The sequence below is a fragment of the Kamptonema sp. UHCC 0994 genome (genome assembly GCF_029167235.1).
In the GTDB taxonomy this organism is placed as follows: Bacteria; Cyanobacteriota; Cyanobacteriia; order Cyanobacteriales; family Microcoleaceae; genus Kamptonema.
This window is the reverse complement of record NZ_JARFTR010000081.1, coordinates 13,917-38,911: the sequence shown is the minus strand read 5'-3', so window position 1 is coordinate 38,911 and position 24,995 is coordinate 13,917. Positions and strand designations below refer to the sequence as shown.

The 24,995-nt window shown below is 43.1% G+C and carries 23 protein-coding genes; 8 read left to right on the top strand and 15 right to left on the bottom strand.

The genetic code is table 11. The features are described 5' to 3' along the window. Nucleotides 1-172: 172 nt before the first annotated feature. From PY364_RS08380 to ppsA, 3 genes are all read right to left on the bottom strand, one after another. Nucleotides 173-436, bottom strand: a complete 264-nt coding sequence (locus PY364_RS08380) for a prevent-host-death protein (RefSeq protein WP_275521785.1) — start codon at nt 434-436, stop codon at nt 173-175. After that, nucleotides 429-560, bottom strand: coding sequence for a hypothetical protein (locus tag PY364_RS08375; protein WP_275521784.1), 132 nt, complete (start codon nt 558-560; stop codon nt 429-431). Before PY364_RS08375 ends, PY364_RS08380 begins: the two co-directional genes overlap by 8 nt. 150 nt (nt 561-710) lie before the next feature. Beyond that, nucleotides 711-3,173 (bottom strand): phosphoenolpyruvate synthase, encoded by a 2,463-nt coding sequence (gene ppsA / locus PY364_RS08370; protein WP_275521783.1) that lies wholly within the window; start codon nt 3,171-3,173, stop codon nt 711-713. Nucleotides 3,174-3,724: 551 nt separating this feature from the next. Between ppsA and PY364_RS08365 the strand changes: the two genes are divergently transcribed. Further along, a complete protein-coding gene (locus tag PY364_RS08365; RefSeq protein ID WP_275521782.1) occupies nt 3,725-4,111 on the top strand; it encodes a helix-turn-helix domain-containing protein in 387 nt (128 codons plus the stop codon). A gap of 344 nt (nt 4,112-4,455) precedes the next feature. On the opposite strand, the gene PY364_RS08360 is transcribed toward PY364_RS08365, so the two are convergent. Then, on the bottom strand, nt 4,456-7,002 hold the full coding sequence (locus PY364_RS08360; protein ID WP_275521781.1) for a CHAT domain-containing protein: 2,547 nt from the start codon (nt 7,000-7,002) through the stop codon (nt 4,456-4,458). Between the two features lie 530 nt (nt 7,003-7,532). Beyond that, entirely contained in the window at nt 7,533-8,921 is a 1,389-nt protein-coding gene (locus PY364_RS08355) for an NB-ARC domain-containing protein (protein WP_275521780.1), read from the bottom strand. Nucleotides 8,922-9,159: 238 nt separating this feature from the next. Here PY364_RS08355 and PY364_RS08350 point away from each other — a divergent pair, with 238 nt between their 5' ends. After that, nucleotides 9,160-9,561 carry a hypothetical protein gene (locus tag PY364_RS08350; protein WP_275521779.1) on the top strand — a complete coding sequence of 134 codons (402 nt, stop codon included), beginning with the start codon at nt 9,160-9,162 and terminating at the stop codon, nt 9,559-9,561. Between the two features lie 104 nt (nt 9,562-9,665). On the opposite strand, the gene PY364_RS08345 is transcribed toward PY364_RS08350, so the two are convergent. The 8 genes from PY364_RS08345 to PY364_RS08310 all read right to left on the bottom strand — a co-directional run bounded on the left by PY364_RS08345 (nt 9,666) and on the right by PY364_RS08310 (nt 12,950). Continuing rightward, nucleotides 9,666-10,034 (bottom strand): hypothetical protein, encoded by a 369-nt coding sequence (locus PY364_RS08345; protein ID WP_275521778.1) that lies wholly within the window; start codon nt 10,032-10,034, stop codon nt 9,666-9,668. Nucleotides 10,035-10,076: 42 nt separating this feature from the next. Beyond that, nucleotides 10,077-10,460 carry a papain fold toxin domain-containing protein gene (locus PY364_RS08340; RefSeq protein ID WP_275521777.1) on the bottom strand — a complete coding sequence of 128 codons (384 nt, stop codon included), beginning with the start codon at nt 10,458-10,460 and terminating at the stop codon, nt 10,077-10,079. 176 nt (nt 10,461-10,636) lie between these two features. After that, entirely contained in the window at nt 10,637-10,936 is a 300-nt protein-coding gene (locus tag PY364_RS08335; protein ID WP_275521776.1) for a nucleotidyltransferase domain-containing protein, read from the bottom strand. Between the two features lie 93 nt (nt 10,937-11,029). Then, nucleotides 11,030-11,254 carry a hypothetical protein gene (locus tag PY364_RS08330; protein WP_275521775.1) on the bottom strand — a complete coding sequence of 75 codons (225 nt, stop codon included), beginning with the start codon at nt 11,252-11,254 and terminating at the stop codon, nt 11,030-11,032. A 123-nt stretch (nt 11,255-11,377) separates the two neighbouring features. After that, nucleotides 11,378-11,776 carry a type II toxin-antitoxin system VapC family toxin gene (locus PY364_RS08325; RefSeq protein ID WP_275521774.1) on the bottom strand — a complete coding sequence of 133 codons (399 nt, stop codon included), beginning with the start codon at nt 11,774-11,776 and terminating at the stop codon, nt 11,378-11,380. A 2-nt stretch (nt 11,777-11,778) separates the two neighbouring features. Continuing rightward, nucleotides 11,779-12,018: a type II toxin-antitoxin system prevent-host-death family antitoxin gene (locus PY364_RS08320; protein ID WP_275521773.1), complete on the bottom strand. Its 240-nt coding sequence runs from the start codon at nt 12,016-12,018 to the stop codon at nt 11,779-11,781. A 300-nt stretch (nt 12,019-12,318) separates the two neighbouring features. Next, on the bottom strand, nt 12,319-12,708 hold the full coding sequence (locus PY364_RS08315; protein WP_275521772.1) for a PIN domain-containing protein: 390 nt from the start codon (nt 12,706-12,708) through the stop codon (nt 12,319-12,321). After that, nucleotides 12,705-12,950 (bottom strand): type II toxin-antitoxin system Phd/YefM family antitoxin, encoded by a 246-nt coding sequence (locus PY364_RS08310; protein ID WP_275521771.1) that lies wholly within the window; start codon nt 12,948-12,950, stop codon nt 12,705-12,707. Before PY364_RS08310 ends, PY364_RS08315 begins: the two co-directional genes overlap by 4 nt. 355 nt (nt 12,951-13,305) lie before the next feature. Here PY364_RS08310 and PY364_RS08305 point away from each other — a divergent pair, with 355 nt between their 5' ends. From PY364_RS08305 to PY364_RS08295, 3 genes are all read left to right on the top strand, one after another. Then, nucleotides 13,306-13,527, top strand: a complete 222-nt coding sequence (locus PY364_RS08305) for a DUF2281 domain-containing protein (RefSeq protein ID WP_275521770.1) — start codon at nt 13,306-13,308, stop codon at nt 13,525-13,527. Nucleotides 13,528-14,284: 757 nt separating this feature from the next. Then, the gene (locus PY364_RS08300) at nt 14,285-18,793 is read left to right on the top strand and encodes a cadherin-like domain-containing protein (RefSeq protein WP_275521769.1); all 4,509 of its coding nucleotides are present in this window, start codon (nt 14,285-14,287) and stop codon (nt 18,791-18,793) included. 278 nt (nt 18,794-19,071) lie between these two features. Further along, on the top strand, nt 19,072-20,379 hold the full coding sequence (locus tag PY364_RS08295) for an ankyrin repeat domain-containing protein (protein ID WP_275521768.1): 1,308 nt from the start codon (nt 19,072-19,074) through the stop codon (nt 20,377-20,379). A gap of 77 nt (nt 20,380-20,456) precedes the next feature. Here PY364_RS08295 and PY364_RS08290 read toward each other — a convergent pair whose 3' ends face one another. Then, nucleotides 20,457-21,329 (bottom strand): AraC family transcriptional regulator, encoded by an 873-nt coding sequence (locus PY364_RS08290; RefSeq protein WP_275521767.1) that lies wholly within the window; start codon nt 21,327-21,329, stop codon nt 20,457-20,459. Nucleotides 21,330-21,493: 164 nt separating this feature from the next. On the opposite strand from PY364_RS08290, the gene PY364_RS08285 reads away from it, so the two are divergent. From PY364_RS08285 to PY364_RS08275, 3 genes are all read left to right on the top strand, one after another. Next, a complete protein-coding gene (locus PY364_RS08285) occupies nt 21,494-22,156 on the top strand; it encodes an FMN-dependent NADH-azoreductase (RefSeq protein WP_275521766.1) in 663 nt (220 codons plus the stop codon). Nucleotides 22,157-22,303: 147 nt separating this feature from the next. Continuing rightward, complete coding sequence (locus PY364_RS08280) at nt 22,304-22,708, top strand: MAPEG family protein (protein WP_275521765.1); 405 nt, start codon at nt 22,304-22,306, stop codon at nt 22,706-22,708. 173 nt (nt 22,709-22,881) lie between these two features. Next, nucleotides 22,882-23,271, top strand: coding sequence for an anthrone oxygenase family protein (locus PY364_RS08275; RefSeq protein WP_343277563.1), 390 nt, complete (start codon nt 22,882-22,884; stop codon nt 23,269-23,271). A 134-nt stretch (nt 23,272-23,405) separates the two neighbouring features. Here PY364_RS08275 and PY364_RS08270 read toward each other — a convergent pair whose 3' ends face one another. Beyond that, on the bottom strand, nt 23,406-24,944 hold the full coding sequence (locus PY364_RS08270; protein ID WP_275521763.1) for an AAA family ATPase: 1,539 nt from the start codon (nt 24,942-24,944) through the stop codon (nt 23,406-23,408). Nucleotides 24,945-24,995 lie beyond the last annotated feature (51 nt).

Here is a 24,995-nt window from a genome sequence, read left to right as displayed (position 1 = left end):
GGCTAAAAATTTCAGGCGCACAGTGGAAATCGGAAAGTGTTTCCCAAATGTTACAACTGCGTTGTGCCTACCTGAATGGCGAATTTGCAGTTTAATATTTTTGTTTTTACCAAATCGGGATGCTCCCGTGTTAGTTCAATGATGTATTCGATATTACTTGATGGTAGATTTGTCATAGTCCCAGCTTAACTTTCGCTGCTTCCCAGCTTATTGTTTCTCCTCGTTCAACTTGGACTATACTCTCCTGCAACCGATCGGTAAACTCAGTATCAGAAAAAATGTCAAGAGTTTCTAATAGAGATAGAAGTTGCTCATAGTTGATGACAGCCAAGACGGGCAGATCGTTCTGGGTGACGATTGCAGGCTCATTAGTCAACTGCTCCGACAATTCTAGCAGTTGTTCTTGGGCTTGATTAATAGTTAGGTATTTAAGCATATCCAGGTTTACAGTAAGTTTTATGTCTAGTATAGCATGAGATGAGATAAATTTTACGACGCGATCGCTCCTCTTTGATTCCAATTTCAGGCGATCGCTTCTCTCTAACTTCTATTCCCCTCACATTTCATGGTTTAAGAAAGCTGAAATCAAACGAGGATTAGAATCAGTTGAAGTAATTTCCCAGACTGACAACAAGAAAACTACCCCAGTAGAAATTCTACCAGAGCAGCCTCATAAAACTAAAATTTAATCCAACAACCCAGAATCAAAATTAGCCAAGCTTCGCCACATCCATCCCACCCGAAGACTCAAGTTTGGCAATATCTAACAAAGTCTTCAACACAGAATCAGGATTCAAAGAAAGCGAATCAATTCCTAACTCAACTAAGAATCTTGCAAACTCAGGATAATCGCTCGGCGCTTGGCCACAAATTCCAATCTTGCGATTATATTTCTTAGCAGCTTCAATCGCCATTCTTACCATCCGTTTTACCGCCTCATTCCGCTCATCAAAAATGTGAGCAACCAAACCAGAATCCCGATCTAAACCTAACGTTAACTGCGTTAAATCATTCGATCCAATCGAGAAACCATCAAACACAGCGGCAAATTCATCGGCAAGAATTACATTACTAGGTAACTCGCACATCACATAAACTTGCAACCCATTTTCACCCTTAACTAAACCGTGTTTTGCCATCTCAGCTAACACTTTCCTGCCTTCATCTGGCGTGCGGCAAAATGGAATCATCGGGATAACATTTGTTAAACCCATTTCATCCCGTACCCGCTTCAAAGCCTTGCATTCCAGAGCATAAGCCTCCCGGTAATTCGGGTCATAATAGCGAGAAGCACCGCGCCACCCAATCATCGGGTTTTCTTCCTTGGGTTCAAATTGGCGACCACCTAAAAGATTCGCGTATTCATTGCTCTTGAAATCGCTCATTCGTACTACTACAGGATTGGGATAAAATGCCGCTGCAATCATGCCAATGCCATGAGCTAATTTATCCGTGAAGAAATCAGGTTTATGCTCGTAAAGTGCCGTCAATTCAGCGATTTCGTTTTTAACAGCTTCATCCTCCAATTCATCGAAATTAATCAATGCCATTGGGTGAGCTTTAATGTGATTGGCAATAATGAACTCTAAGCGTGCCAAACCCACACCGTCACAAGGAATCGCAGATAAACCGAAAGCTTCCTCTGGATTGCCAACATTCATCAAGATTTTAGTGCGAATTTTTGGCAAATTATCCAGTGCAGTTTCTTGGACTTCAAAGGGTACTAAACCTGCATAAACTTTGCCTTCTTCACCTTCAGAACAAGAAATTGTCACCTCTTGACCTGTTTGCAAAACTTTAGTAGCATCACCGCAACCAACAATGGCAGGGATACCCATCTCGCGAGCAATAATCGCCGCGTGACAAGTACGGCCACCAGCATTAGTAACGATCGCGCTGGCTTTTTTCATAATCGGTTCCCAGTCAGGATCGGTTTTGTTTGTCACCAAAACTTCACCTGCTTGGAAATCATCAATTTTGTGTGCATCAAGAATGATCCGCGCTTTACCTTGTCCAATCATTTCGCCAACGGAACGGCCTTTAACTAAGACATTTCCTGTGCCTTTGAGCTTGTAATTTCGCAGTACATTACCCGATTTTTGTGATTGTACGGTTTCCGGCCGCGCTTGGACGATGAATAGTTCGTTTGTGAGCCCATCTTTGGCCCATTCAATGTCCATCGGGGTATACATACCGCGCACTTGGGAGTAGTGATCTTCAATCAAAACAGCCCATTTTGCTAGTTGCAGAATTTCCTCATCATTGATGGCAAATTTACCCCGTTCTGTGACTGGTACGGATACATTTTTAGTGTATTTAGAACCGCCCAAGTCATAGACCATTTTGACTTCTTTTGTACCCAATCGTTTCTCTAAAATCGGGCGAAAACCCTCTTTTAGTGTGGGTTTAAAGACTAAGTATTCGTCGGGGTTCACTGCGCCTTGTACGACGTTTTCACCCAACCCGTAGGCGGCGGTGACAAGCGCTGCGTTCTTAAATCCTGTTTCTGTATCGATCGAGAACATAACGCCAGAGGATGCTAAATCCGATCGCACCATTTTTTGAATACCAACTGAAAGCGCGACTTCAAAGTGGTCGAAACCTTTGATTTGACGGTAGGAAATAGCGCGATCGGTGAAAATGGAAGCAAAGCACTTGTGAGTGCAATCAAGCACACCACTGCAACTTTGAACATTCAGATAAGTTTCTTGCTGTCCCGCAAAACTCGCATCTGGCAAGTCTTCTGCTGTAGCGGACGATCGCACGGCGACATCTGTAGCTTCGCCGTAGCGATCGCACAATTGCCCGTAAGCGCCTGTAATTGCATCTTGCAAGTCTTGCGGAAAAGGTGTTTCTAGAATCAAAGTCCGTGCTTGCTTGCCCCGTAGCCGCAGATTTGGGCCATCTTCTACGTCCAAACCGGCAAAAAGCGATCGCAATTTGGCTTCTAAACCCGCCGACTTAATAAAGTAGCGGTAAGCATAAGCTGTGGTAGCAAATCCATTAGGAACATTAACACCTTTGGGGGTTAGTTGTCGAATCATTTCCCCTAAAGATGCGTTCTTTCCGCCCACTAACGGGATATCTGCAATACCCACCTCATCAAACCACAGCACAAGGGCTTCTTCTTTAGCAACCTTGGTATCCGTATTTTTAACTAATGTTTCCAGCATGGGTTTAGTTCCTCCAAGCTTAAGCTCAGTCTGACAAGCTTAAGACAAAACTTTTAAATGTACTTTTGTTACCAATTCATCTCGAAAGGTAACGAACTCTTGACTAAGGCATTTAAATGATGTTAAACAAGGTATCTGAGATAGGTCAAAGATTGATCCCCAGTTATTAACCGTTAATTCTTAGGGCTATTTTCTATGCCTAGCGGCAGATACTTCGTCGGAGAGACTTTTTTTATTCCCTCTATTTACATCTTATTACTTCTATTCTTAAACACAAGATAGGTACGCTAAGTTGCCTTAGTTACCAAAAGTAAAAAAATTGCACTTGCTGGCTTGTATAGGTTATTATAAAAAAAGATTAAGGAAACAATAAAAATCAGCCCCGGCGAATAGAATTCGCGGCTACACAAGCGAAGTCCGCCTGCGCGGACTGGAGAAAATCGAGGGTTTGGAAGCCCGTGTCAGCGGGTTTAGTTTGTATAGTAGGGGTTTAAATTGCCCAGTTGGGCTAACAAAATTTTTATTCCTTAACACCTAATTAAGTTAAACAAATGAAAATAAAACATAATTTAACTAAGCCTGATTCCACAATCAAGAGTAGCTGGTGTTTTGATAGTAGCTGTCCGATTCAGTTCATGCTAGAATTACTAGGTAGTAAATGGTCTGTGCTAATTTTGCGAGAGTTGTTTAGGTGCGATCGCCGCACCCACGAGTTATTAGAAGCTTTACCTGGGATTAGTTCTAAAACACTGACAATTAGACTAAGAGAGTTAGAAACGCACGGTTTAGTCAAGCGCACTGTTTATCCAGAGATTCCGCCCCATGTTGAATATGCTCTCACAGAGAAAGGGCGGGAAGTTCAGCCAGTGATGGCCGCTCTCAAAGAGGTAGGAGAGCGGTGGTTAGGTAAAAAAAGCTGTGCTTGTCCTTTAGAATGAGTCGGTGAGGAGTGCGATCGCAAAATCTGGCTCTAGATTAGCTATGGAGTAGCTCAGGTGTCGTCAAAAGTTCCCTTTGGGGTGATTTGCGGTTGTTCTGCGGTACGCTTTACCAATTATACCAACCGCCAGGGCGGTTAGGGGCTAGGGGCTAGGGGCTAGGGGCTAGAGAAAGAAGGGGAAGAAGGGAAAGAAGGGGAAGAGGGGAACAGAGTTAATGGTTTGGGCCATGAGCGAGTGTCCTAACTGACGAAAGCGGTTGCTATACCAATTACCAATTACCAATTACCAATTACCAGTTACCAGTTAACAGTTAACAGTTAACAGTTAACAGCTAACATTTTTCACATTTTTTGTAGCGATCGCCAATCCCCGATCGCCTTCTGAGGCCATAACCAGTTTTGACTCAGAGAAGTAGGTTGAAAACTCTCCGCATCGCCAGCCATCACCTGTTCTCGAAGTCTACCTGCTTCGTGCAACAAATCAGTCCGCTGCTGAGGCGACAACCCCTGTTCCCGCGCCTGCTGCATCCTCACCAATCCCAATCCAGCGTAAGCAGTTAGCGCCTCCTCACTTCTTCCTGAATGTGCGATCGCAACTGGTTGTGGCCCTTTCCCTACAGTTGCTTCCACCAAATCCAGCGCCTCCAGCCACACTTGATAAGCTTGATTCAAATTGCCTTCCACATACAAAGCAAAAGCCAAAGCATTACGATATTGCACCGACTCCGGGCGCGATTTCAGAGCACTTTCCCAGTAACGTCTAGCATCATCAACACTATATTTATTATTATTTTGGTCAGATTGAATCGATTGCCAAGCCAAACGGCCCCAGAGGAACTTAATTTCCGGGTCGTCGGGTGCTGTTTCTAAAGCGGCCGTGAGAGCAACTTCAGCGTGTCTTAGGGCTTGTCGCCGTTTAGGATCTAACAGTTCTTCTACAGCTTGTTGTCCTTCAGAAAGCTTACCTTGATTAAAGTTTTGGATCGCGATCGCTTGCACCTCAGAACTACTAGCCACTTTTAAATTTACAATATTGGCATTTGGGCCCACAGAGTTCGTAATCGGTGGTAATGCGATCGGCAGCATTTCCCCAGGTTTCGGCCCTCGGTTTTGCCAGAACCACAAACCCAATACCATTGATGCCACAATACCCGTCGGGAATAAGCAATAAGCCCAGAATAAAGATTTTTTCTTGTGTTTTGCCGTTTTTACGGGCGCTTGTTTTAACCGTGCAGATTTGCTGGATAATTGCCCTGTCTGCGGATTGGGCTTTTGGCGAGAATTGGGATTAGCAGGTTGTGGGATTTGAGATTGGGAATTTCGCTTAAACGATGAGGGAACAGAAGAATAACTTTGAGATTGAGCAATATTGTTACTATGCTCCTGTTTCTGTCTCCTCTGACTTAAAGCTTCCTCTCTCTGGGATTCATTATTAGCTAGCTGATGCCTGAAATTAGCAATTAAAGCTGAATTTTGAGCCTCATCATCCCAATCATCCCGATCTTCGTCATCAGCAAAATCGCCAAAGTCTGGCACCAGAGGACTTTCTAACTCCTCATCAGGCGCAAATCCGTCGTATCCAGCCAGATTTTCCTCTGATTGCTGACCATTACGGAGAGCAGGGTAAGATGGCGGATAGCTCAAATTGCCTGTTAAAGTCGCATCTACTCCCTTCGCTTCAGCCCAAATCCCAGTTTGTGCCCCAGTCAGATAGCCGTCAAAATCTGAATGCAGATACAGAATCGGCAAGGCCCAATACAACTGATGAGAACCGTAAGCAGAAATTAAACCCGCCCTCGCTCGGCTCAAACTCAGATCCACCGGATAACCTTGATTCAGGTTGCGGTAAAATAAGCGCGTCAGAGTTAGAGCTACTTCATCGGGAATGCGTTCGGCCATCGCCAACACCGCAGGAATACCCCGTTTCACCAGCGCTTCGGCTAAATTGCGTTCTCCAGTGTCGTCTCCATCAAAGCGATCGCCATAGGCACTTCGACAGGAGTTGAACACAGCCATTTGAATGCCATTGTTAGCTAGCAAACCTGCTAAATCGTCGCCACTTAAGGTTTCAGTTAAACCTGTTCTATCGCTGACTAAGTAAAGTTCGCCACCTCTAGCTGCCAGATTGCTATGACCGGCATAGTGTAGAACTTGATATTGTCCCTGTTCTAAGGCTTGAGTAAGCTGTTCTCGATCGGGCTGTTCTAGGATTGTTAATTGAATTTGCGGGGCATAAACATTATTTTCCAGAGTAGCAGTAGCGCGGTTTTGGAGTTCCTGTTGTAAGTGTAGGGCTTCTCTTTTGAGCTGTAAGCTGTCTTGGTCATTAGGGGCCGCGATCGCCATTAAAATTTTTAGAGGCTGCTGAGGCGTAAGCATCCGCCTTTGCTTGAGCAAACTGACACCCGGTTGATAGCGGGAAAAAATCACATCCGTACCAGTAGCCAAAGGGCGATCGGCAGCGTGCAAAACCTCCCAAGGCAAACGCGGCAAACGTCGCCCTTTCAATCCTAAACGCAATTGCAACACCTCTCGGCGATGCTGGGCAATAGCTTGAGCGCAAGTCCAGCTATCCCGCAGATTGCCTTGAAATAGCCCATTATAGAGTTGTTGACCTAGAACCGTCAGATTCAGCCGAGGACTGGTTTTGAGAGATTGGGTCGTAATTCCTGATTTTGCGTTCCTTTCTCCTTGCGCCAGCGGTACTTTCCCCTCAAACAAACCTAGCAAGGGGTCATTCATCAATTGTTGAGCAAGGGTAAGCCATTCTTCTACTGGCCAAGTTACTAATTCTTCTGCCAGCAGTACGCCGGGTGCAACCCTTTCTGTCCGCACGAGATATTCATCTTCCCCAACTGGGGTAACAGATAACAAAAATTCTTGGGTCACAGATTTAGTGCCCTCCTGGTCAAGTCTTTAATCGCCCCTGTGTTTACGGTCTGCATTAGCAATTGCTAAGCCTCTCTATGACTAATATGACGAAGGAAGAAGGAAGAGAAATCTCCCCTTTCCCCTTTTCTCCTTCCCTTGTTATTTGACGCAGAAACCAGGTTTTTGGCCCCGCGTCCGCAAGTCCTAGCTAAATCAATAAAAGTTTCTTGATATAGTGACGGGAGATAAGCGATCGTACCTATAGTTGCTAATTTCTTGGAGTTTATGAGCTTTTCTAAGTGCTGAGTCCTCGGTCAGGAAATTAGCACTCAGCAGTCACAACTCAAGACTAGAAACTTTTTTGCCTTTCTCTCACCGTTGCTGGCATTTTGCACCCTTGCCAACTTTGTCTCAAACTTTAGTCCTTAACTTCTAGGGTAAAGTCTCGTAAAGGAGATTTCCCACCGGATTTTTAGTCCTCTTTAAAGGAATTCAGGCATTAGGCCTGTACTTCAGGGTAATTCTGAAAATTTTTTAACTGTTAACTGTTAATTGTTAATTGTTAACTGTTTGATATACTGCTTCAGTACAGGTGGCAAAGTATAAAGATTGTCTTGTTTTTCGATCGAGCAACGTCGCGATAGAGATTGCAATGCGTTTAGTAAATCTGAGGATGATATTTGTCCTTGTTCTAGTAATTTTGCTAAGTTGACGGGATTGCTTTCCTTAGCTAATAAGTATAAAACTTGTTTTTCCAATTCGGATAGGCGATCGCACTGTTGCTGTAAAATATCTTTCAAATCTTCGGGCAATAATATGGTATCATTTTCTAATAAATCTGTAGCATAGCATCCTAATTCTACAATTAGATTAGCCACACTTTTTAACCATAAGGGATTGCCTTGGTAGAGGTTAATTAGGATATCCCAGTTGTCTTGTGCTTCTAAGCCTTGTTCTTTGAAAATTTCCCTGGCGGCGGTAGTGTCTAAACCTGTGAGAGTGAGGCTGTGAATGGGGGTATTTTTGTGTTTGATTTGAGTGATTTCTCGCGGTGATTCCCAACCAATTAGCAGAAGGCAACTTTGATGGGATAAGTCTTTGATTTGTTTGAAAAAGCCGCGATATTCTTCATGTCCAGGTTGATAATGACCGGCAAGTTGTCCGCTACTGAAAAGATTATGAATGTCATCTAAAATTATTAAACACCGATGCTTTTGTAGGTCTTTGATGAGAGGTAAGGGTTTGGGATTAGTTGCTGATGAGTTTATGTCTGTCGGTTGAGAGAAAAATTCTATTAAGTTAGTTTGAAGTTCTGGGAAAGTTGGGGATGTTTCTAAGCTACGCCAAATTACATATTGAAATTGATTTTTAATCAGTTGTACGAGTTGTGTTGCTAGGGCGGTTTTGCCGATACCGCTGATGCCGTTGATGGTAATAAGTTGAGATTTTTCTGTTAAGATTGATGTTTTTAGGGTTTGGAGTTCGGAGGTGCGATCGTAGAATGCACCTAACCTCGGCATCTCACTCAAATCGTGATGTAAAGTTGGGTTTTTTTGTGGGTTAGATGTTGACTCAGTTGATGGGTTTGAGTTTAGTATATTTGAGAGGTGTTTAGTGTCTCCACAGAAATTAACGCTGCTAATTTGATTGTGATGCTGTTCCAAATGTGAAACTATCGGGATTTGCTGCCTCTCCATTGTTGCTCGAAAATTTGATTTACTGACATCTTCTCCTAACTCTTCTGAAAGTATCTGCCATAACTTTGATCCGACATCTCTAACATAACTCTCGTTACAGTGAATTTCGTCGGCAATTTTGGTGTATCTCTCACCTTGCATGGTTCCTCGTAGAATTGCCTCTTGTAAGTTATCGAGATGCTGACCGGTTTTGGCAAATACCATCTCGTCAGCCATTTTTAACACTTCCTTAAGATTCATGGAGTATTGTGGATGTCTTGATTTTTCGTATTATACCCAACATTTTCCAACATTTTCTGGCATTTGCCAACATTTTTTGCGCGGGGGAGTTGGAGTAGCAGACAAAATTGCCAACAAAATTGAGTATTTTAGGCTAGACAAAGCTTTGATTTATAAAGATAATGAGAGAAGTATAAAGAATAACTTGTGGGATTAAACCCTGGTTTTTTGCCAATCACCACGTTAAGGAAAAGCCAAGATGTTACGAGCTTTAATTGCTATTTTTGTTGCATTCGCTATTACGTTCGTAGGAACTGCCAAGCCAGCCTATGCCTACTCAGATGATTTCAGTATGACATCCATTCCTCCTATCGAGATTCAGGCAAATGGTAGCTCAAGTCATATCAGCGATTTTTCTAACACTCAAATTTATGAAGGCATAGAGCAATCTAAAATTTATGAAGGCATAGAGCAATCTAATCCCTTCTGGGATGGATTCTTCCGTACAGTAGGAGAACTCGCAGGAGTAGCAACAGTTTGCTTCGTTGCAGATGCCGCTGCAACAACAGTTTTTCCTCCTGCTGCTGCTTTAGCTCCAGTTTGCGCTGGTTTGGCTGGTGCGGTAGGAGTTAAGACAACGCTTAAAGGAGTTTTACACTAGGTCTGTGGACAAATAGATTGATTGGCCTGGAGTCTTTATTAAAGGACTCTGGGCATTTTAGTGTGACTTTGCGATAATTGAACAGAGTGCGATCACGCTTTCTGTCAACTTCTGAAAACTTCCACTTTTTCCTCTACATCCAATCCTCCTTTGCCTAAATTATCAGCAGCAGGATTCCGATTAATAAACTCATCTAGGAGTTCAAAAAATTTATCAAGTGCTTTACTTTCATCCTCAGAATAAAAAAGAATGATATTAGCCCAAGATTGGCTAGTCTGCACATTGAATCTTTTTCGTATCCACTCAGGAAACTCCATAAAATCGCTATCTTGTTTCGTTGGCTGTTCTCCTAACTCATATTTAGCAACACTGTAACCCGACAAAAAAGCCTGAAGGCAAATAATAGAGTGTCTTCCCAAGTACATTGAAGGAGCTTTCTTAATTTTCTCGATCAGCCTATATAAATCGTGCATTTTTCACCTCAATATTTTTCACTAAATTATAACTATTGGTGTTCAAAACTCCTCTTCTATAATCTTAAAACTTCCCATACCTAGTTCCAGAGTAGGAGAGGTTAAATTTTGCAGCCATTCCTGCCGAATCACGCCATTATGGTCTATATTATCAAAAATAATTTCCTCTCCGTCAATTGTAATTGATATTCCTTCATGGCAGCCATTAGTAGCAATTTGCTGCTGTCGTCGTAAATCATAAATCACTGCCCAAGGTAAGTCTTGCCTTCCTAAATCTAGCTTGATTTGCTTACCATGCACGTTTCTGACTGTCAAAAACTCTTTGATAGCCTGACTGCATTCAATACATTGAAAAACTCCATAACGGCTGGCAATTTTAGCGATCTCTTGACGAATATCATCGAAACTACTCGGCTCTAAACTCAAAGTGGAAAATCTACCTCCTATCTTTAGATAAAAGTATATCTTAAAAGGGGATTAAGGATTTGAAAGCTCGTTTGAACGAAGAGGCTAAGACAAGAGTTCTCATCGTTTTAATTCTGCCATTATATCATTGTTCCCGCAAAGCTGTAGTAAAATCACCCTCAGCTTTATCAATCCATTCAACTGTTAGCGGATTCATAAATCACCTTTCCTTTTTCCATGATTTCCCGCAGAAAAAAATCATTCCAGGCGAGGCGTTGTTCTACCTCTACAGGAGTTCGCACTAACAAATCTATGGCAAACTTCGGTTGAACTTTATTTAAGATTTCCCAACTTTTCCGAAAATTACTCCCTTTGTATGGTAAAATTACTAACAAATCAACATCTGAGTCATCTTGAGGATTTCCATAAGCATAGGAACCAAATAAAATTATTTTACTTGGCTTAAATTCACTAGCAATAGTCCGAATGACTTGCATAATTTTTTCCATTTCTATCATGTCAATCAACACTCCTTAGTTGCTTTAAGTTTTTTATAAAAGCCTGACGATCATATTGAAATTCCAAGATAATTACTCCTCAAGATAAGCTAAAGCCATCGCTCGATCGAGCAAAGGAGTATTAACAGCTTCATTCATCGCTTTATTCAAACAATAGTCTTCTACTGCTTCCCCAAGTTCTTCCAAGGAAGATTCTTCATTAGGCAAAAGTTGTCGCCATAGGGCAATAGGAATCACCACTGCGATCGCCTCTCCATCTTTGCTGGTAAGATATTCAATATTTAGCATTTTTTCCATTTTATACTTCAGAAACTCTCAATTATTATATCTGACCTGCAAGTGCTTTGGCAATAAAACAGATTGCCTCACCCCCACGCGATCGCCCATATCATACCTTTATAAATAAGAAATAAAATCTAACTAATTAGCAGCCCAAAGAAGGTAAATATCACTGTATTGCTTGAACATTGAATCAGCACTCACAAGCGTCATGTCCTCTATCTGAGCCTGAGCAATCAGCATTCTATCAAAGGGATCTCGATGATGTAATGGTAACGCAGCCGCTCGTAAAGCATGAGACGATCTAATTTCTAAATATTGCACATCTAACAGCACCATGCGACTAGAAATATAGCCATCAATTGGTTCTGGCAGCGGCAACTTTCCGATTGCAACTTTTATACCCATTTCCCAAATACTAGCAACAGAAAACCATAATTCGTTCGTTTCATCAGCAATCTGTGCAATCGCGTTCTCATTCAATCGTTCTGGCTCAGAAAACCACCATAACCAACACTGCGTATCCAGCAAAAGTTTCACTTTTAATCTCCCTCGAATGCTGCCAAAATCTCTTTTGGCAAAGGAGCATTAAAGTCTTCTGGTACAATAAATTTCCCTCGATCTTGCCCTAAACTAGCTCGTCGATTGGATGAATTACAAAACGGAATCAACTTAGCTATGGGGATAGATCCGTTTGAAATAATGATTTCTTCTCCAAGTTCTACACGCGACAATAAGCCTGAGAGATTTATTTTAGCCTGATCGATATTTACAGTTTCCATGCTCTTAAAAAACTAAGTCCATAAACTAAGTTTACTCCGATTGTGATAGTTGTGCAAGTTGGTAGCCTGTTCCAAGTGCGTAGGCGAAGCCCGCCGAAGGCATCGCACCTTTCTTAAGAAACCGGGTTTCTCAGATAACTCAAGCATCTCATCCGAGATTTTGGAAAAGAAACCCGGTTTCTTACTCCCACGCGCCTCACCAAAAGAAAGCGCGATCGCCTATAAAAATATAGAATATCCCATCTCGCTGAGGGTCGTTATACCCGAAAGTAAAGTTGTATGGGTTAATTACGCTATTGTCTAACTGAGTATTTGTAGGGCCGAATTGTTTGTAAGGTTAGCATCAACTGTGGCTAAATTTAAGCCATAATAAATGGCTGTGGCGACAATAAATCGGTCTGCGGGGTCTTGATGAGGTAGTGCAATCTGGCGACTTAAAATAGCAATAGGGTGATTCATTTGGGCTTCACGAGTTTCCAGGGTTTTTAAAGCTAAGTTAACCCACGTAACGGGATCGGGCTGTAAAGATATCCGTCCTTTTTCTGCAAGCATGAGTGTCTCCCAAATGCTAATTGGACTCAGCCAAAGTTCGGTGTTAGGATCGGCTATCGTCGTTTGAAGCGATCGCGATAGGCGCGGGTCGCCGAGTAAATACCACAGCCAAATGTGGGTATCGAGTAAAAGTTTCATTCTAAAACTTCCCACGGTTCGGCGACAGGAGCAATTAAATCTCCTAATATTTCACCGCTTCCTTTCATTGCGCCAAAGCTGGGACGTAGAGTTTGGGTGGTCGCAGGATAAATAATTACCAATGCTTTTCCTTCATGGATGACGGTTAGAGGGGTTTTAGTACGTTCGACCTCTATCAATAAAGTCTGGAGGGTTTGGGGTAATTCATTCGTGGTAATTTGTGCCATTTGTTGACCACTCACAATCTTATTCTATTTATTCTACATAGAATGTCGTCTCAAGTACATTGAAGGAGCTTTCTTAATTTTCTCGATCGGCGTATATAAATCAGGCGATCGCACCTTTCTTAAGAAACCGGGTTTCTCAGATCAATTAAGCATCTCATCCGAGATTTTATTCAGAAACCCGGTTTCTCAACCCCAGGCGTAGGCGAAGCCAGCGGTCGGCATCGCCCCACCAAAACTCATCGCGATCGCCTAAAATGAAAGAGCGATTCCCTAATGATAGCTACGCTTCACCCACCACATCCAAGTCCCTTCTCACAGCAAGTATAGTATAATTGGTAAATATGACAAGGGCAAAGTTTACACAAAAATTATGACTATCGATCTACAAATTTTTCAAACTGTCATCAAAATGCCAGAATCTCTCAAAGAAGAGATATTGCATTATGCAAAATATCTACTTGAGAAATACGCAAAAACTGAATCATCTCAAGAACAACTTGAACAACCTCATGGTTATGGTAGTTGGGCCGGTCAGATCGTGATGTCTGATGATTTCGATCAACCATTGGAAGATTTAAAGGAATATATGTAACATGGAATCCCTAGACATCGCCCCAAAAAAAAGCGCGTATTCTCTAATCCATCTTTAGGCTGATGACTTGTTGCTAATAATTAGTCAGATATCGCTGATTTTTATAGCCAGCTTAAGTCTGTAATAAGCTGATGAGGTTGCAACTTGATTTCAGGACTATTTTTGATTGGCCGTAGGGAGATGTTATCTTTACGCTCCAAGGTGGGTATACTTTTATTAGATAAGCATAAAAAGACTTATAAAGGGTGCAGTTAATAGTCCTTAACTGAGTTTAATCTCAATGTTTAAGGATGGGTAAACTAAGTGAGACATAGCACAAATTAAGGTGCTCGATCGCCATACATTTCTAACGTTATATGGCGCATATTTGTTTGGAGATCGCACCTCAAAAAAACAATTAAATTGTTAAGTATTTAGGAATACCTATTCCTAAATACTTAAGTAATACCAGTAAATGCTGTTTTTCCTGTTGCAAGTGCAGACAGGAAAAGTTTGGCTTACAGTATTTAGATGAGAATTAATTTTCATCCAAATTCTGCGATAATTATGGCAAAAATTTGAAGGCGTAAACGTCGGAAGCTTTGCTACGTCTACTTAAAGCTAATGGTAAACATTTAGCTTGAATAGCTGGTTTTCAAATCTTTAACTAAAATTACTTGCCCTTCAAAAAAAATCAGGCTTTAATAGAGATACTCTGCGGTTTTGACCTAAATTCGATTGCATTCAACAATCTACTCTGTTTTCTGGAAAGACAACGATGGCAGACGAAATCTTAGAAGCCAATGTTGTAGGAGTACCTCTTCCTGAAGAAGGTATAACTGCAATTCCAACGATTAATTCAATCAATGCAACCATTATTTCCAATCAGATCGGTTCTCCTGAAGAGGGGAATATCAAAGACGACGATGATGATGATGACGATGACGATGACGATGACGATGATGACATTATCAAGGGTACTAATGACAACGACCTGATCGTAGGCGGTACCGGAGGCAAGACGTTATATGGCAACAAAGGTGAGGATACCCTGCAAGGGGGAACAGGCGGTAATGTCCTCTACGGTGGCAAAGATAATGACACCTGCATCGGCGGCGAGGGTAACGATGTTGCCAGTGGTGACGATGGCGATGACATGGCGATGGGTAACGGCGGTGACGATCGCGTTACTGGTGGTGTAGGCGATGACACCGCTTTTGGTGGCAAAGGTAATGACACCTGTGAAGGTGGCGATGGTACTGACTGGGTACACGGCAACCAAGACGATGACGACGTTAGCGGCGGTGGTGGTAACGATACCCTCTACGGTGGTAAAGGTAACGACGTTTGTGATGGCGACGATGGCAACGATACCATTAGTGGCGATCGCGGTAACGATACCTGTAGCGGCGGTGAAGGCGATGATAACATCTCTGGCGGTGGGGGTAATGATAGCATCCTTGGCGAACAAGGTAGCGATACCTGTATCGGCGGTGATGGTAACGATGTAGCTAACGGCGGCGATGACAATGACAGCATTGTTGGCGGCGGCGGCGATGACACTCTCATGGGTGGCGATGGCAACGATGCCTGTAGCGGCAATGAGGGTGACGACAGCATTAGCGGCGATGCAGGGGATGATTCTCTCCTGGGTGGCGACGGCAACGATGTTTGTGAAGGTGGCGCTGGCGATGATAGCCTCGTCGGTGATAGCGGCAAAGATACCCTTGTCGGCGGTGATGGCAACGACGCTTGTGATGGCGGGACTGGTAGCGATAGTATTGTCGGTGGCGACGGCAACGATACTTGTTTGGGAGATGACGGCGATGATACTATCCTGGGTGGAGGTGGAGACGACTCCCTTAATGGTGGTGCCGGTAATGATGCGATCGCAGCGGGTCAAGGCAATAACAGCCTAGAAGGTGGCGCTGGCGATGACAGTCTAGAAGGCGGCGATGGCGACAACAGCCTTTCTGGAGGAGAAGGTAACGATACTTTAACTGGCGGTACAGGCAACCATACCTGTGTTGGCGGCGCGGGTAACGATGTCTTTATCATCAAAAACGTTACCAGCGGCGGTAAATCAACGATCGCTGATTATACAGATAACAGCGATAAATTCCTACTAGCAGGGGATTTCAGCTTCAGCAGCTTATCCATCGTCCAAGTTGGTGTTAATACTGAGATTCGTGGTAGCAGTAACTTTGTACTGGCAGTGCTTTTGAACGTCAGCGCAACGGTACTCGAAGCCAGCGACTTCTTCCAGAGTGGCAATAGTACCACATCACCTGTGGGGACAACCAACACGCCTCCCGTATTGGAAGCTAACAAAGAATTAGCGATCGCAGCAGGTGGCTTCCAAACCATCACCTTTGAGTCTCTGCGATTCTTTGATTCTGAGGATGGCGTTAGCGGCATCACCTACAAAATCACGCAACTGCCAACTGCTGCCCAAGGCCAGCTATTCTATAATGGCCAAGCGATTACCTCCACCGACTTCACCTTTACCCAACTCGATATCAACCTCCGCCTGCTAACATTCCAAGCTGCGGCTGGGTTTACTGGTGATGCCAGCTTCAGCTTTGACGTGAGTGACGGCAAAACCACCATCAGCGGCCAACGGTTAAAGATTTCCGTCGTAAATACCACCTTTAATTTTGTTGGCAATACAACTCCGCAAGCGATTACCGGTTCCCCGTTAGGCGATGATATCCAAGCTGGCGATGGCGGCGATGACATTAAAGGCGGCTTGGGTAAAGACAAAATCAAAGGCGGTACAGGTGACGACAAAATCGAAGGCGGTGACGATGACGATGAAATCGAAGGCAGCGAAGGTAAAAATACCCTAACTGGGGGTGCCGGTCGCGATCGCTTCATCTATCGTAAAGCGCGTCAAGGCGTAAATGCGATCGCAGATGCAGATTTGATTACCGATTTTAATGCTAGCGAGGACTCCCTAGAATTTTCTGCCGCAGCTTTCGGCAATATCAACATCTCCAGTTTCACTAAACTGACGATTACTTCTAGCTTCTCAGGCATTATCGGCAGTTCTAACTTCCTAGACTTCAGTGACGATACCAGCGTCACCGATATTGCCTCCTTGCAAGCCCGGTTTGCGGCCCTTGGTGGCAATAGCGGCCCCGTTTTCTGCCAATTTACCGATGCTACTACAGGCCGCAGCGTCTTAGTGTTCTCAATTGGCACTCGCTTTGAGATTGTTGCCCAATTCTCAGCCCGAATTACTCTCAGCATCAGTAACTTTGTCTTTAGCGGGCCATCAGTTACGGTTCCTCTGGGCACTGCTGGCGCTGATATTGTCAACCTGGGTACATTTCCCGCCCCCGTTAAATACGACGGTTTGGGAGGAAATGACAGCATCATAGGTAGCGACTTTGACGACGAAATTGACGGCGGCGAAGGCGATGACTACATCGACGGCGGTAAAGGCAAGGATAAAATCAAAGGCGGTTTGGGTAACGACCAAATCCTCGGTAGCGACGGCGATGATTCCCTTTATGGCGATGACGGCGACGATACCATCATCGGTGGTATTGGCCGAGACTGGCTAACAGGTGGCACTGGTGCCGATGTTTTCTCTTACATTGCTACCAAAGAAGGCGGCGATAAGATTGTTGGCTTTACCTCTGGAACTGATAAATTCCAGTTCGTTTCTGCGGCCTTCGGCAATCTTAATAGCTCAAACTTTGACTTAGTGAATATTACCAGCCCGACTACTGATATTACAGGGAAAGAGCTGTTAATTTTCTCCGGTACTTACGCTAGTTTAGCCTCATTACAGACTCAATTTGCAGCATTGCCAGGGGCAGGTACTTCTCCTGTTTTCTGCTTCTTCCAAAATGCTGCTGGTGAAGGCGTGTTAGTGTTTGATGTCGATGGTACTGGTTCTGCTTCCGCTGTAGAAATTGCCAATTTAGGCACTGGTGTTACCGGTTTGGGTACGGCAGATTTCTTATTCAACGGTACGGTTCCAACTGCGATCGTGAACTCTACCACCAGCATTGTCAATCTCACCGCCACAGGTAATACCTATCCTACTGGCAACCTTGATTTCAGCAATAATGTTGGCGGTTACGGCTTTACTGGGCCCCTGTTATTCATTGGCGATGCCAATGCTAACAATGTTACAGGTACGGCCTTTGCTGACTTTATGACTGGTGCAGGTGGTGCAGATTTCTTCACTGGCGGTTCTGGTGGAGATATTCTGACTGGCGGTGAAGGTGCCGATATCTTCGGTTATAAACTTCCCACTGAAGGCGGAGATACAATTACCGACTTTATCGTTGGGGTTGACAAATTCCAGTTTGTAGGTGCGGCTTTCGGCAATTTGACGACAGCTAATTTTGATGCTGTCAGCGGTGTTTCCCCTGATATCACTGATAAAGAATTAGTCATCTTTACTGGCGGTACTTACGCCACATTCGAGGATGCACAAGCGAAGGCAATCGGGGTTTCCACAAGTCCTGGTTTCTTTGCTTTCACTAATGCTGCTAATGAGACACTGTTAGTGTTTGACTCCAATGGTACGACTACTGGTGGTTTCACCACTGTTGCCACTCTGAAGAATGGCCCTGTGAATTTGGGGAGTGCGGATTTTGTCTTCAGTGGTACGATCGCACCTACTGCTGCTACTACTCCTACGACTCCGAACAGTATTGCCGATCTGACAGCCGCAGGCAATACCTACCCAACTGCATTTAACGACTTTAGCACCGGCGTTGGTGGTTACGGCTTTAGCGGGCCCGTACTATTTACTGGCAATGCTAGCAATAACAGCGTACTTGGTACTGCCTTCAATGACACTATCTTCGGTGGTGAAGGCGATGACAGTATCTCTGGAGGTAACGGTTCTGATTCCCTATCTGGCGGTATTGGCAATGATACCCTAATTGGCGGTTTCGGGACGGATGCGCTAGATGGTGGTGTCGGCAATGATGTCTTTGTTTTCAATGGCACTGATGCCGCTGGCAGTGATTTTATTACCAATTACAGCACTGCTGACGATCTAATTCGCCTTGATAGCGTCGGTTTTAGTGGCTTTGGGACAGGGCCTCTTGGTTCTGGTTTCTACGTCTACAACAGCACAGGTTCGACTGTAGCTCAGATTGAGACGACTCTCACAAGTCCGGCGATCGTTGCGATCTATGATGGCACGGTTTCTAAACTTTACTATGACTCTAACGGTTCTACTGTTGGTGGTAATAGTTTGTTCGCTACTGTGGACGCAAACTTCGGCGTTTCTGGTAACTCGCAACTCTTACTGTTCTAGAGGAAGTTAGCGATCGGGTGGCGATCGCGAAGTAGTTGCTATAAAGTAGGGTGAGCATTTCTCACCCTACTTTATTTTTAAAAGTATCCGTAACGCCGCCATCCTGGCGGTATCTTTACCGCGCTAGACAGGATGGCGGCTGTACTATAAGCGTAAGTCCTGTTTCGGATACTTTTTTACTTGTACTTTTATGCCATCATTTTTATAAAATTATGATAATATTGAAGTGAATATTTAAACGATACAAGCAAGATAATTTACATTTAATTTGGAATTTTATGGCCTTTGTTAATGAGATTACAATCGAACAAAAATCGCTGATGCCAAGTTATCAAAAAAAGTGGCAAGAGATCGCATTTTCAATCAATAGGATTGACCGCAAGACCGCTATTGAATCCGTTCAATCTGCATATCAATTACTTGAACTACCAATGCCGGAAATTCATTTCTTTGATAGTTTGTATGCAGCAGCCAAGGTAGCAAAGCCACTATACAAAGACTCTTACTTTACTGACGATGGTTTTGCACACGCAACAGAGTTAATAGCCAAACTGCACGAGAAATTATATATCAACAATGAAGAAGCGATTGGTCATTGGGATAGCTTAGTCGCATCTGAGTTAAAACTAGGATACACTCCACAAATAGACAAACAATTATTGGAAAGCTTAAATCCTTATCTTTCAGAAGGTAAGTCAGAAAATTTTCTGCCCTACAGTGAATATATGTATTGGTTCCTCCCGCTGAATTGGTACGCTAATGAAAGTGCTTTTTTCGACTTTCACTTTTCCGTTGTTAGCCATACACTATTCCAGCCTTATGATAATTTAGCATGGGAAGTATTTCAGAAACTTGTAAAATCTTGTGGTTGGATTATTCCCTTTGACCAAATTTGTTTGGTTTGCGATCGCCCAATTAAGTTCTTGTTCGATTCTGAAAATCGTCTCCATGCAGAAGGAGAAGCCGCAGTTGAATTTGCTGATGGTAATGGACTCTATTCCTATCACGGTGTTACTATCCCAGAGCAATATGGCAAATTAAAACCCAGTCAATGGCAGCCTAAATGGTTGTTAGAGGAAACCAATTTAGAATTGAAATTAATTTTAGTTCAAGCGATTACTGCAAATTCTGAAAACTATAAAATTCGTTATTTTGAGGAAGCTTTAGAAACTGCGGCAAGTTTAGGAAAGTTGGCAATCGTGCAACAGATATTGGCAACAGAGAAAGATAAAATTCGTTCTCTATCCAATGCTCTTGCTCATGGTGTGTGGAGTAGAGATATCAAAATTATACAAGCTTTGATTGAGGCTGGTGCCAGTTTGAATTGTCGTACAGAATGGGGGACACCTCTAATTGCTGCTGCTAGAACAGGAGACATTAGAATAATTCATTATTTGATAGAAGCAGGTGCAGATCCAAATATGTGGATTGATGACGGTGGCTATATGAGTCCGCTTTTAGAAGCAGTCTACGAAGGACACCAAGAAGCCTGCGATTATCTGCTTCCTTTAATTACCAATCGAGAGGAAATTGAATGTGCCCAGAGAGAATTATCAAAGTCAGTTGATAGGATAAAAATCCCCTAATAACATAGATAAAATCAAGGATATAGATTTGATAATACTCTGATTTTTATCAATAATTTGTATAGTTATCTAACTAACTAATTCATTCTATATGCTTTCGGTGTCATACCTGTAAATTGCCGAAACTGTTTGCTCAAATGACTGTGACTATTGAACCCACACAAAAAGGCAATTTCCATAATCGATCGATCTGTTTGTTTCAACAATTGCTTTGCCCGTTCTACTCGTTGCTGAAGCAGATATTGATAAGGAGCTATCCCAATTGATTGCTTAAACTGATGGCTGAAATGAAATTGACTCATACCCAATAATTGGGCTAAATCTCCCAGCTTAATATCTTCATTCAAATGTTCATTGATGTATTCCAAAACTTGCAAAACTTGACGTTCAGGTAAGCCACCCTCATAAATTGAAAGCCGAGGTTTGACCGCAGAATATTGTCTGAGCAGATGTATTGCTAATACATTTGCCAGTGATTCAATATAAAGTCTTCCGCCTAAATTTTCTTGTTTTAGTTCAGCAAAAAGTAGCATTCCCATTGCCTCAATTTGAGGGTCGCGCGTGCGAAATTCTGGGAGTAATTCAAGTCGATCTGGATTCATCGCTAGAGCTTCTCTAGCAACGCTTTGAATAAAACGAGACGCAATCCGAATCTCCAAGTAGCGATCGTCACCATCCCAACGTGCAAAAAATGGTGTTTTGGCAGGTGTTATGGAAATATCACCTTTCCCGTATAGTCCCGTGTGGGTTCTTCCTCCCTTGATTTGCAGCAAGCGAACGGGACGAGGTGCAAGAGATAGACAAATTGTGTGTTGATCGCTGTAATGAGTGCTTCCCTCTCCTGGCGGGTGCTGAAATTCCTCAACTATAATATTTTCCCAACCCTGCTTTTGACTAGACAAGATAGGAAAGCAGGTTGTTTCAGTTTCATCACCCCTTGGCATTTCCATAACACAAAACTAAATCGCTATTATCTGATTGTATTCACTTAAGGATAACACCCATCGATCGCCTGGAAAATCGATCGCAAGATTGTGATAGTGGCGCAAGAATTAGATAGCTAAATATGGGTGAGTTTCTCCTAAACTGGAATAGTGTTCTACTAGGAAAAATTATGGCACGCTTGTTACACATTGATTCTAGTCCGCGCGGTGAGCGATCGCACTCTCGCAGACTTACACGAGAATTCGTTGAAGCTTGGAAACAAACTCATCCTAACGATATTGTCACCTATCGAGATATCGGTCGCAATCCCGTTCCCCATGTTGATGAAATGTGGATTGCAGGGGCCTATACACCCCCAGAGGAGCGCACCCCTCAACTTCAGGAAGGGATTCGCATTAGCGATGAACTTATAGATGAATTCTTAGCTGCCGATTTCTATGTCATGGGCATTCCCATGTACAATTTTAGCGTTCCCAGTACCTTCAAGGCATATATTGACCAGATTGTACGTCCCGGACGAACCTTTGCTTTTGCGCCAGAAAACTCTACAAATCCTTACAAACCTCTCGTACTGGGTAAGAAAATGTTGATCGTTACGGCGCGAGGTGCTTCTGGCTTTCAACCTGGCCAGCGCAATGAGAAGATGAATCATCAAGACCCGTATTTAAGAACTGTTTTTGGATTTATTGGCATCACCGATATCAGCTTTATCCATTTTGAAAATGACGAATCTGATGGCAAAAATTTCGCTGAATCGATTGCATCTGCTCGTACTCAAGTGGCTCAATTAGTGGGAAGCTACAGCAGATTACAGGCGAGTGAAGTACGGTAAAATAAGTAGGGGGAATTGCCCAAAAAATTTAAAACTGTTAAAAAAAGCCGATGTTAGGCAATTCCCACCAAGACATTACCTATCAATCTGAAATCTGTTGTAAAATGATACGACAACATCAGATCGCTCAACAATATGGATACAGTCATGCCTACTATCGAGATGAACTTCCCTCTCTGGGGTTTAGCAATTTTCATCGGATGGACGATTACTGTCGTTGCTCTTCTGCTTACAGTCAGGATTCGGCATTTATCCGCTGGGGGTTCTCCTAAAGATTTCGGAATACAAAATGATGAAAGCTTGCTTTGGCGACTATTTAGGGTACAGTCCAACTTAGTAGAAAACCTCCCTTTATATATAGGTGTTGTCTTTCTGCTCACGGTTCGCGGCGTATCGGGAACAGCGGTAGATTTGCTTGTTGTTGTGTACATGGTATTTCGGATGGTACATTCCCTGATTCATATAGCTGGGATTAATCCGATATTCCGGCTCATAAGCTTAGTTATTCAGTTAGTCTGCTTGCTCGCTTTGACTGCTTTGGCAATTTTCTAGTTAAGAAAATGAACCTTCAAAAGAAGAAAACATGACTTAGATGACCACATTTGGGAAATTTCGCGGGAGGTTTTATGGTAACAGTTCCTTACTCGCTTTTCGCATTGAAGCTTTTCTCGGCAATAGGCTGCGGGCTGATAGCTGGAGTCTTTTTTGCCTTCTCAACTTTCGTGATGAGCGCTCTTTCCCGGCTCCAACCAGCACAGGGTATTGTCGCCATGCAAGCTATCAATATCACGGCGATTAATCCGTTGTTTATGACGGCGCTATTCGGAACGGCTGCGGCTTGTATCTTTCTGGCTATTTCCTCGCTGTTAAAGTGGCATCAATCCGCTGCTTACTTGCTCGTTGGTAGCCTCCTCTATCTAGTTGGTACAGTTGGCGTGACGATCGCGTTTAATGTACCGCTAAATGATGCGCTGGCGATTGTCAAGCCGGACAGCACTGAGGGCGCGAACCTATGGGCTAGATACCTTACCGACTGGACATTCTGGAACCACGTTAGGACAATAGCGGCCCTTGCAGCATCGGCATTGCTGACGATCGCGCTCTGTGTAAGATAGGGGCTAGGGGCTAGGGACTAGGGGCTAGGGAAAGAGAGGGAGATGGGGGAGGATGGGGAAGATAGGGGAGATGGGTAATTAGCGATTAGCGATTAGCGATTAGCAATTACCAATTACCAATTACCAATTACCAATTACCAATTACTAATTTGTAATTCTAAATCCTGAGTCGTATCTATAGTTATCAAATACCTTTTTTCCATTTCCGTGAAAGGTTCAGCGGCCAACTGCTGCGAGGTCAATAAATCAACAGTTGCATCGGCAATATCACCTCTGCGATTTTGCAGTCGCGATCGCAACACTTCAATAGGGGCTGTACAATGAATAATTTTCCAACAAATGTTATTAGATTCAGCACAATTAATAGCATTTATTCTCAAATTTTCTCGATCGTATTTCGCATCCAAAATAACTTTATAACCTTCCTTCGCTAGCAATATTCCCAATTCCAATAATCGGCTATAAGTCTTGCCATTCATCTCACTAGAATATAAATCATCACCACCACGCTCATACAAAGGAACGCTGCCTAAATGTTTTCGTACCGCATCAGAGCGAATGTGAATTGCATTAAGACGACGAGCTAAATATCGAGCAACTGTACTCTTGCCAGAACCAGACAAACCCGACATCAAAATCAGTTGTCCTTGGCGAGGTTTTGTGTAATCATAAGCTAGTTGATAATAGTGTGCCGCTGTTTCTTCAGCCTGATTTTTCTCAATAATTGGTACCGCCGGATCGTCTAGCAAAAATGCAGTTACGTTCGCTCTTACATACGCCTGACGGATCAAATAAAATCGCAAAATTTGTATTCCTTCCCAATCTCCAGTTTGTTCAATATATGTATTTAAAAAAGCATTTGCTAAGTCTTTACGTCCCCGCGCTTCCAAATCCATAACCGTAAAAGCTACGTCATACATCACATCAACAAAACGGAAAGGCTCATTGAACTCAATGCAATCAAACAACATGATTTGATCGTGCCAGAGAGCAATATTTTTCAAATGTAAATCGCCATGACACTCACGAATTTTGTTGCTTTGAATGCGGCTAGCAAATAGTTCTTGCCTCTCGCTAAAAAACACTTCTGTATATTGCCTAGTTTCGTCATACTGTTCCTGAGTTTGCGGCCCACCGATATATTTTTCAGATAGTCGATAATTGTTATTAATAACATCACGAATAGGAGGGATTTCCCCAAATTTGCGAATATAGTCGTTAGTTTGTGCGCTAGCGTGAAAAATCGCCAAATCTCGCCCCAAATTCTCTAAATGTTTTTCATTTAGCCGTCCCTGCTCAAACATATTCACAAACAAGCAATCCTGGGAAAATTGCTGCATTTTCAGCACGTATTCTACTGGATAACTAAAAGGTTGCAGGGTAAAAGTATCGTCATTTTTCTGATATATAGGCAAAACTTCTAAGTACAATTCTGGTGCTCCCCGCTGATTCATTCGCAATTCTTCTGTGCAAAAATGATGGCGTTTTTCTAAAGTTGAATAGTCTAAAAAACCAAAGTTGACTGGTTTCTTGATTTTGTAGGCAAAATCTCCCGTTAGCAGTACAAAAGAAATATGAGTTTGAAGCAGTTGAATTGGTTCTATCACGGGATGAGGATAGAATTCTGACCGCAACATCTGCTGAATTAGAGGAGGGAGAGAAGCATCTGACATTTTGATTTTTGGTTTGTGTTGATAAATATAAGACTTACGTATGCTTTACGT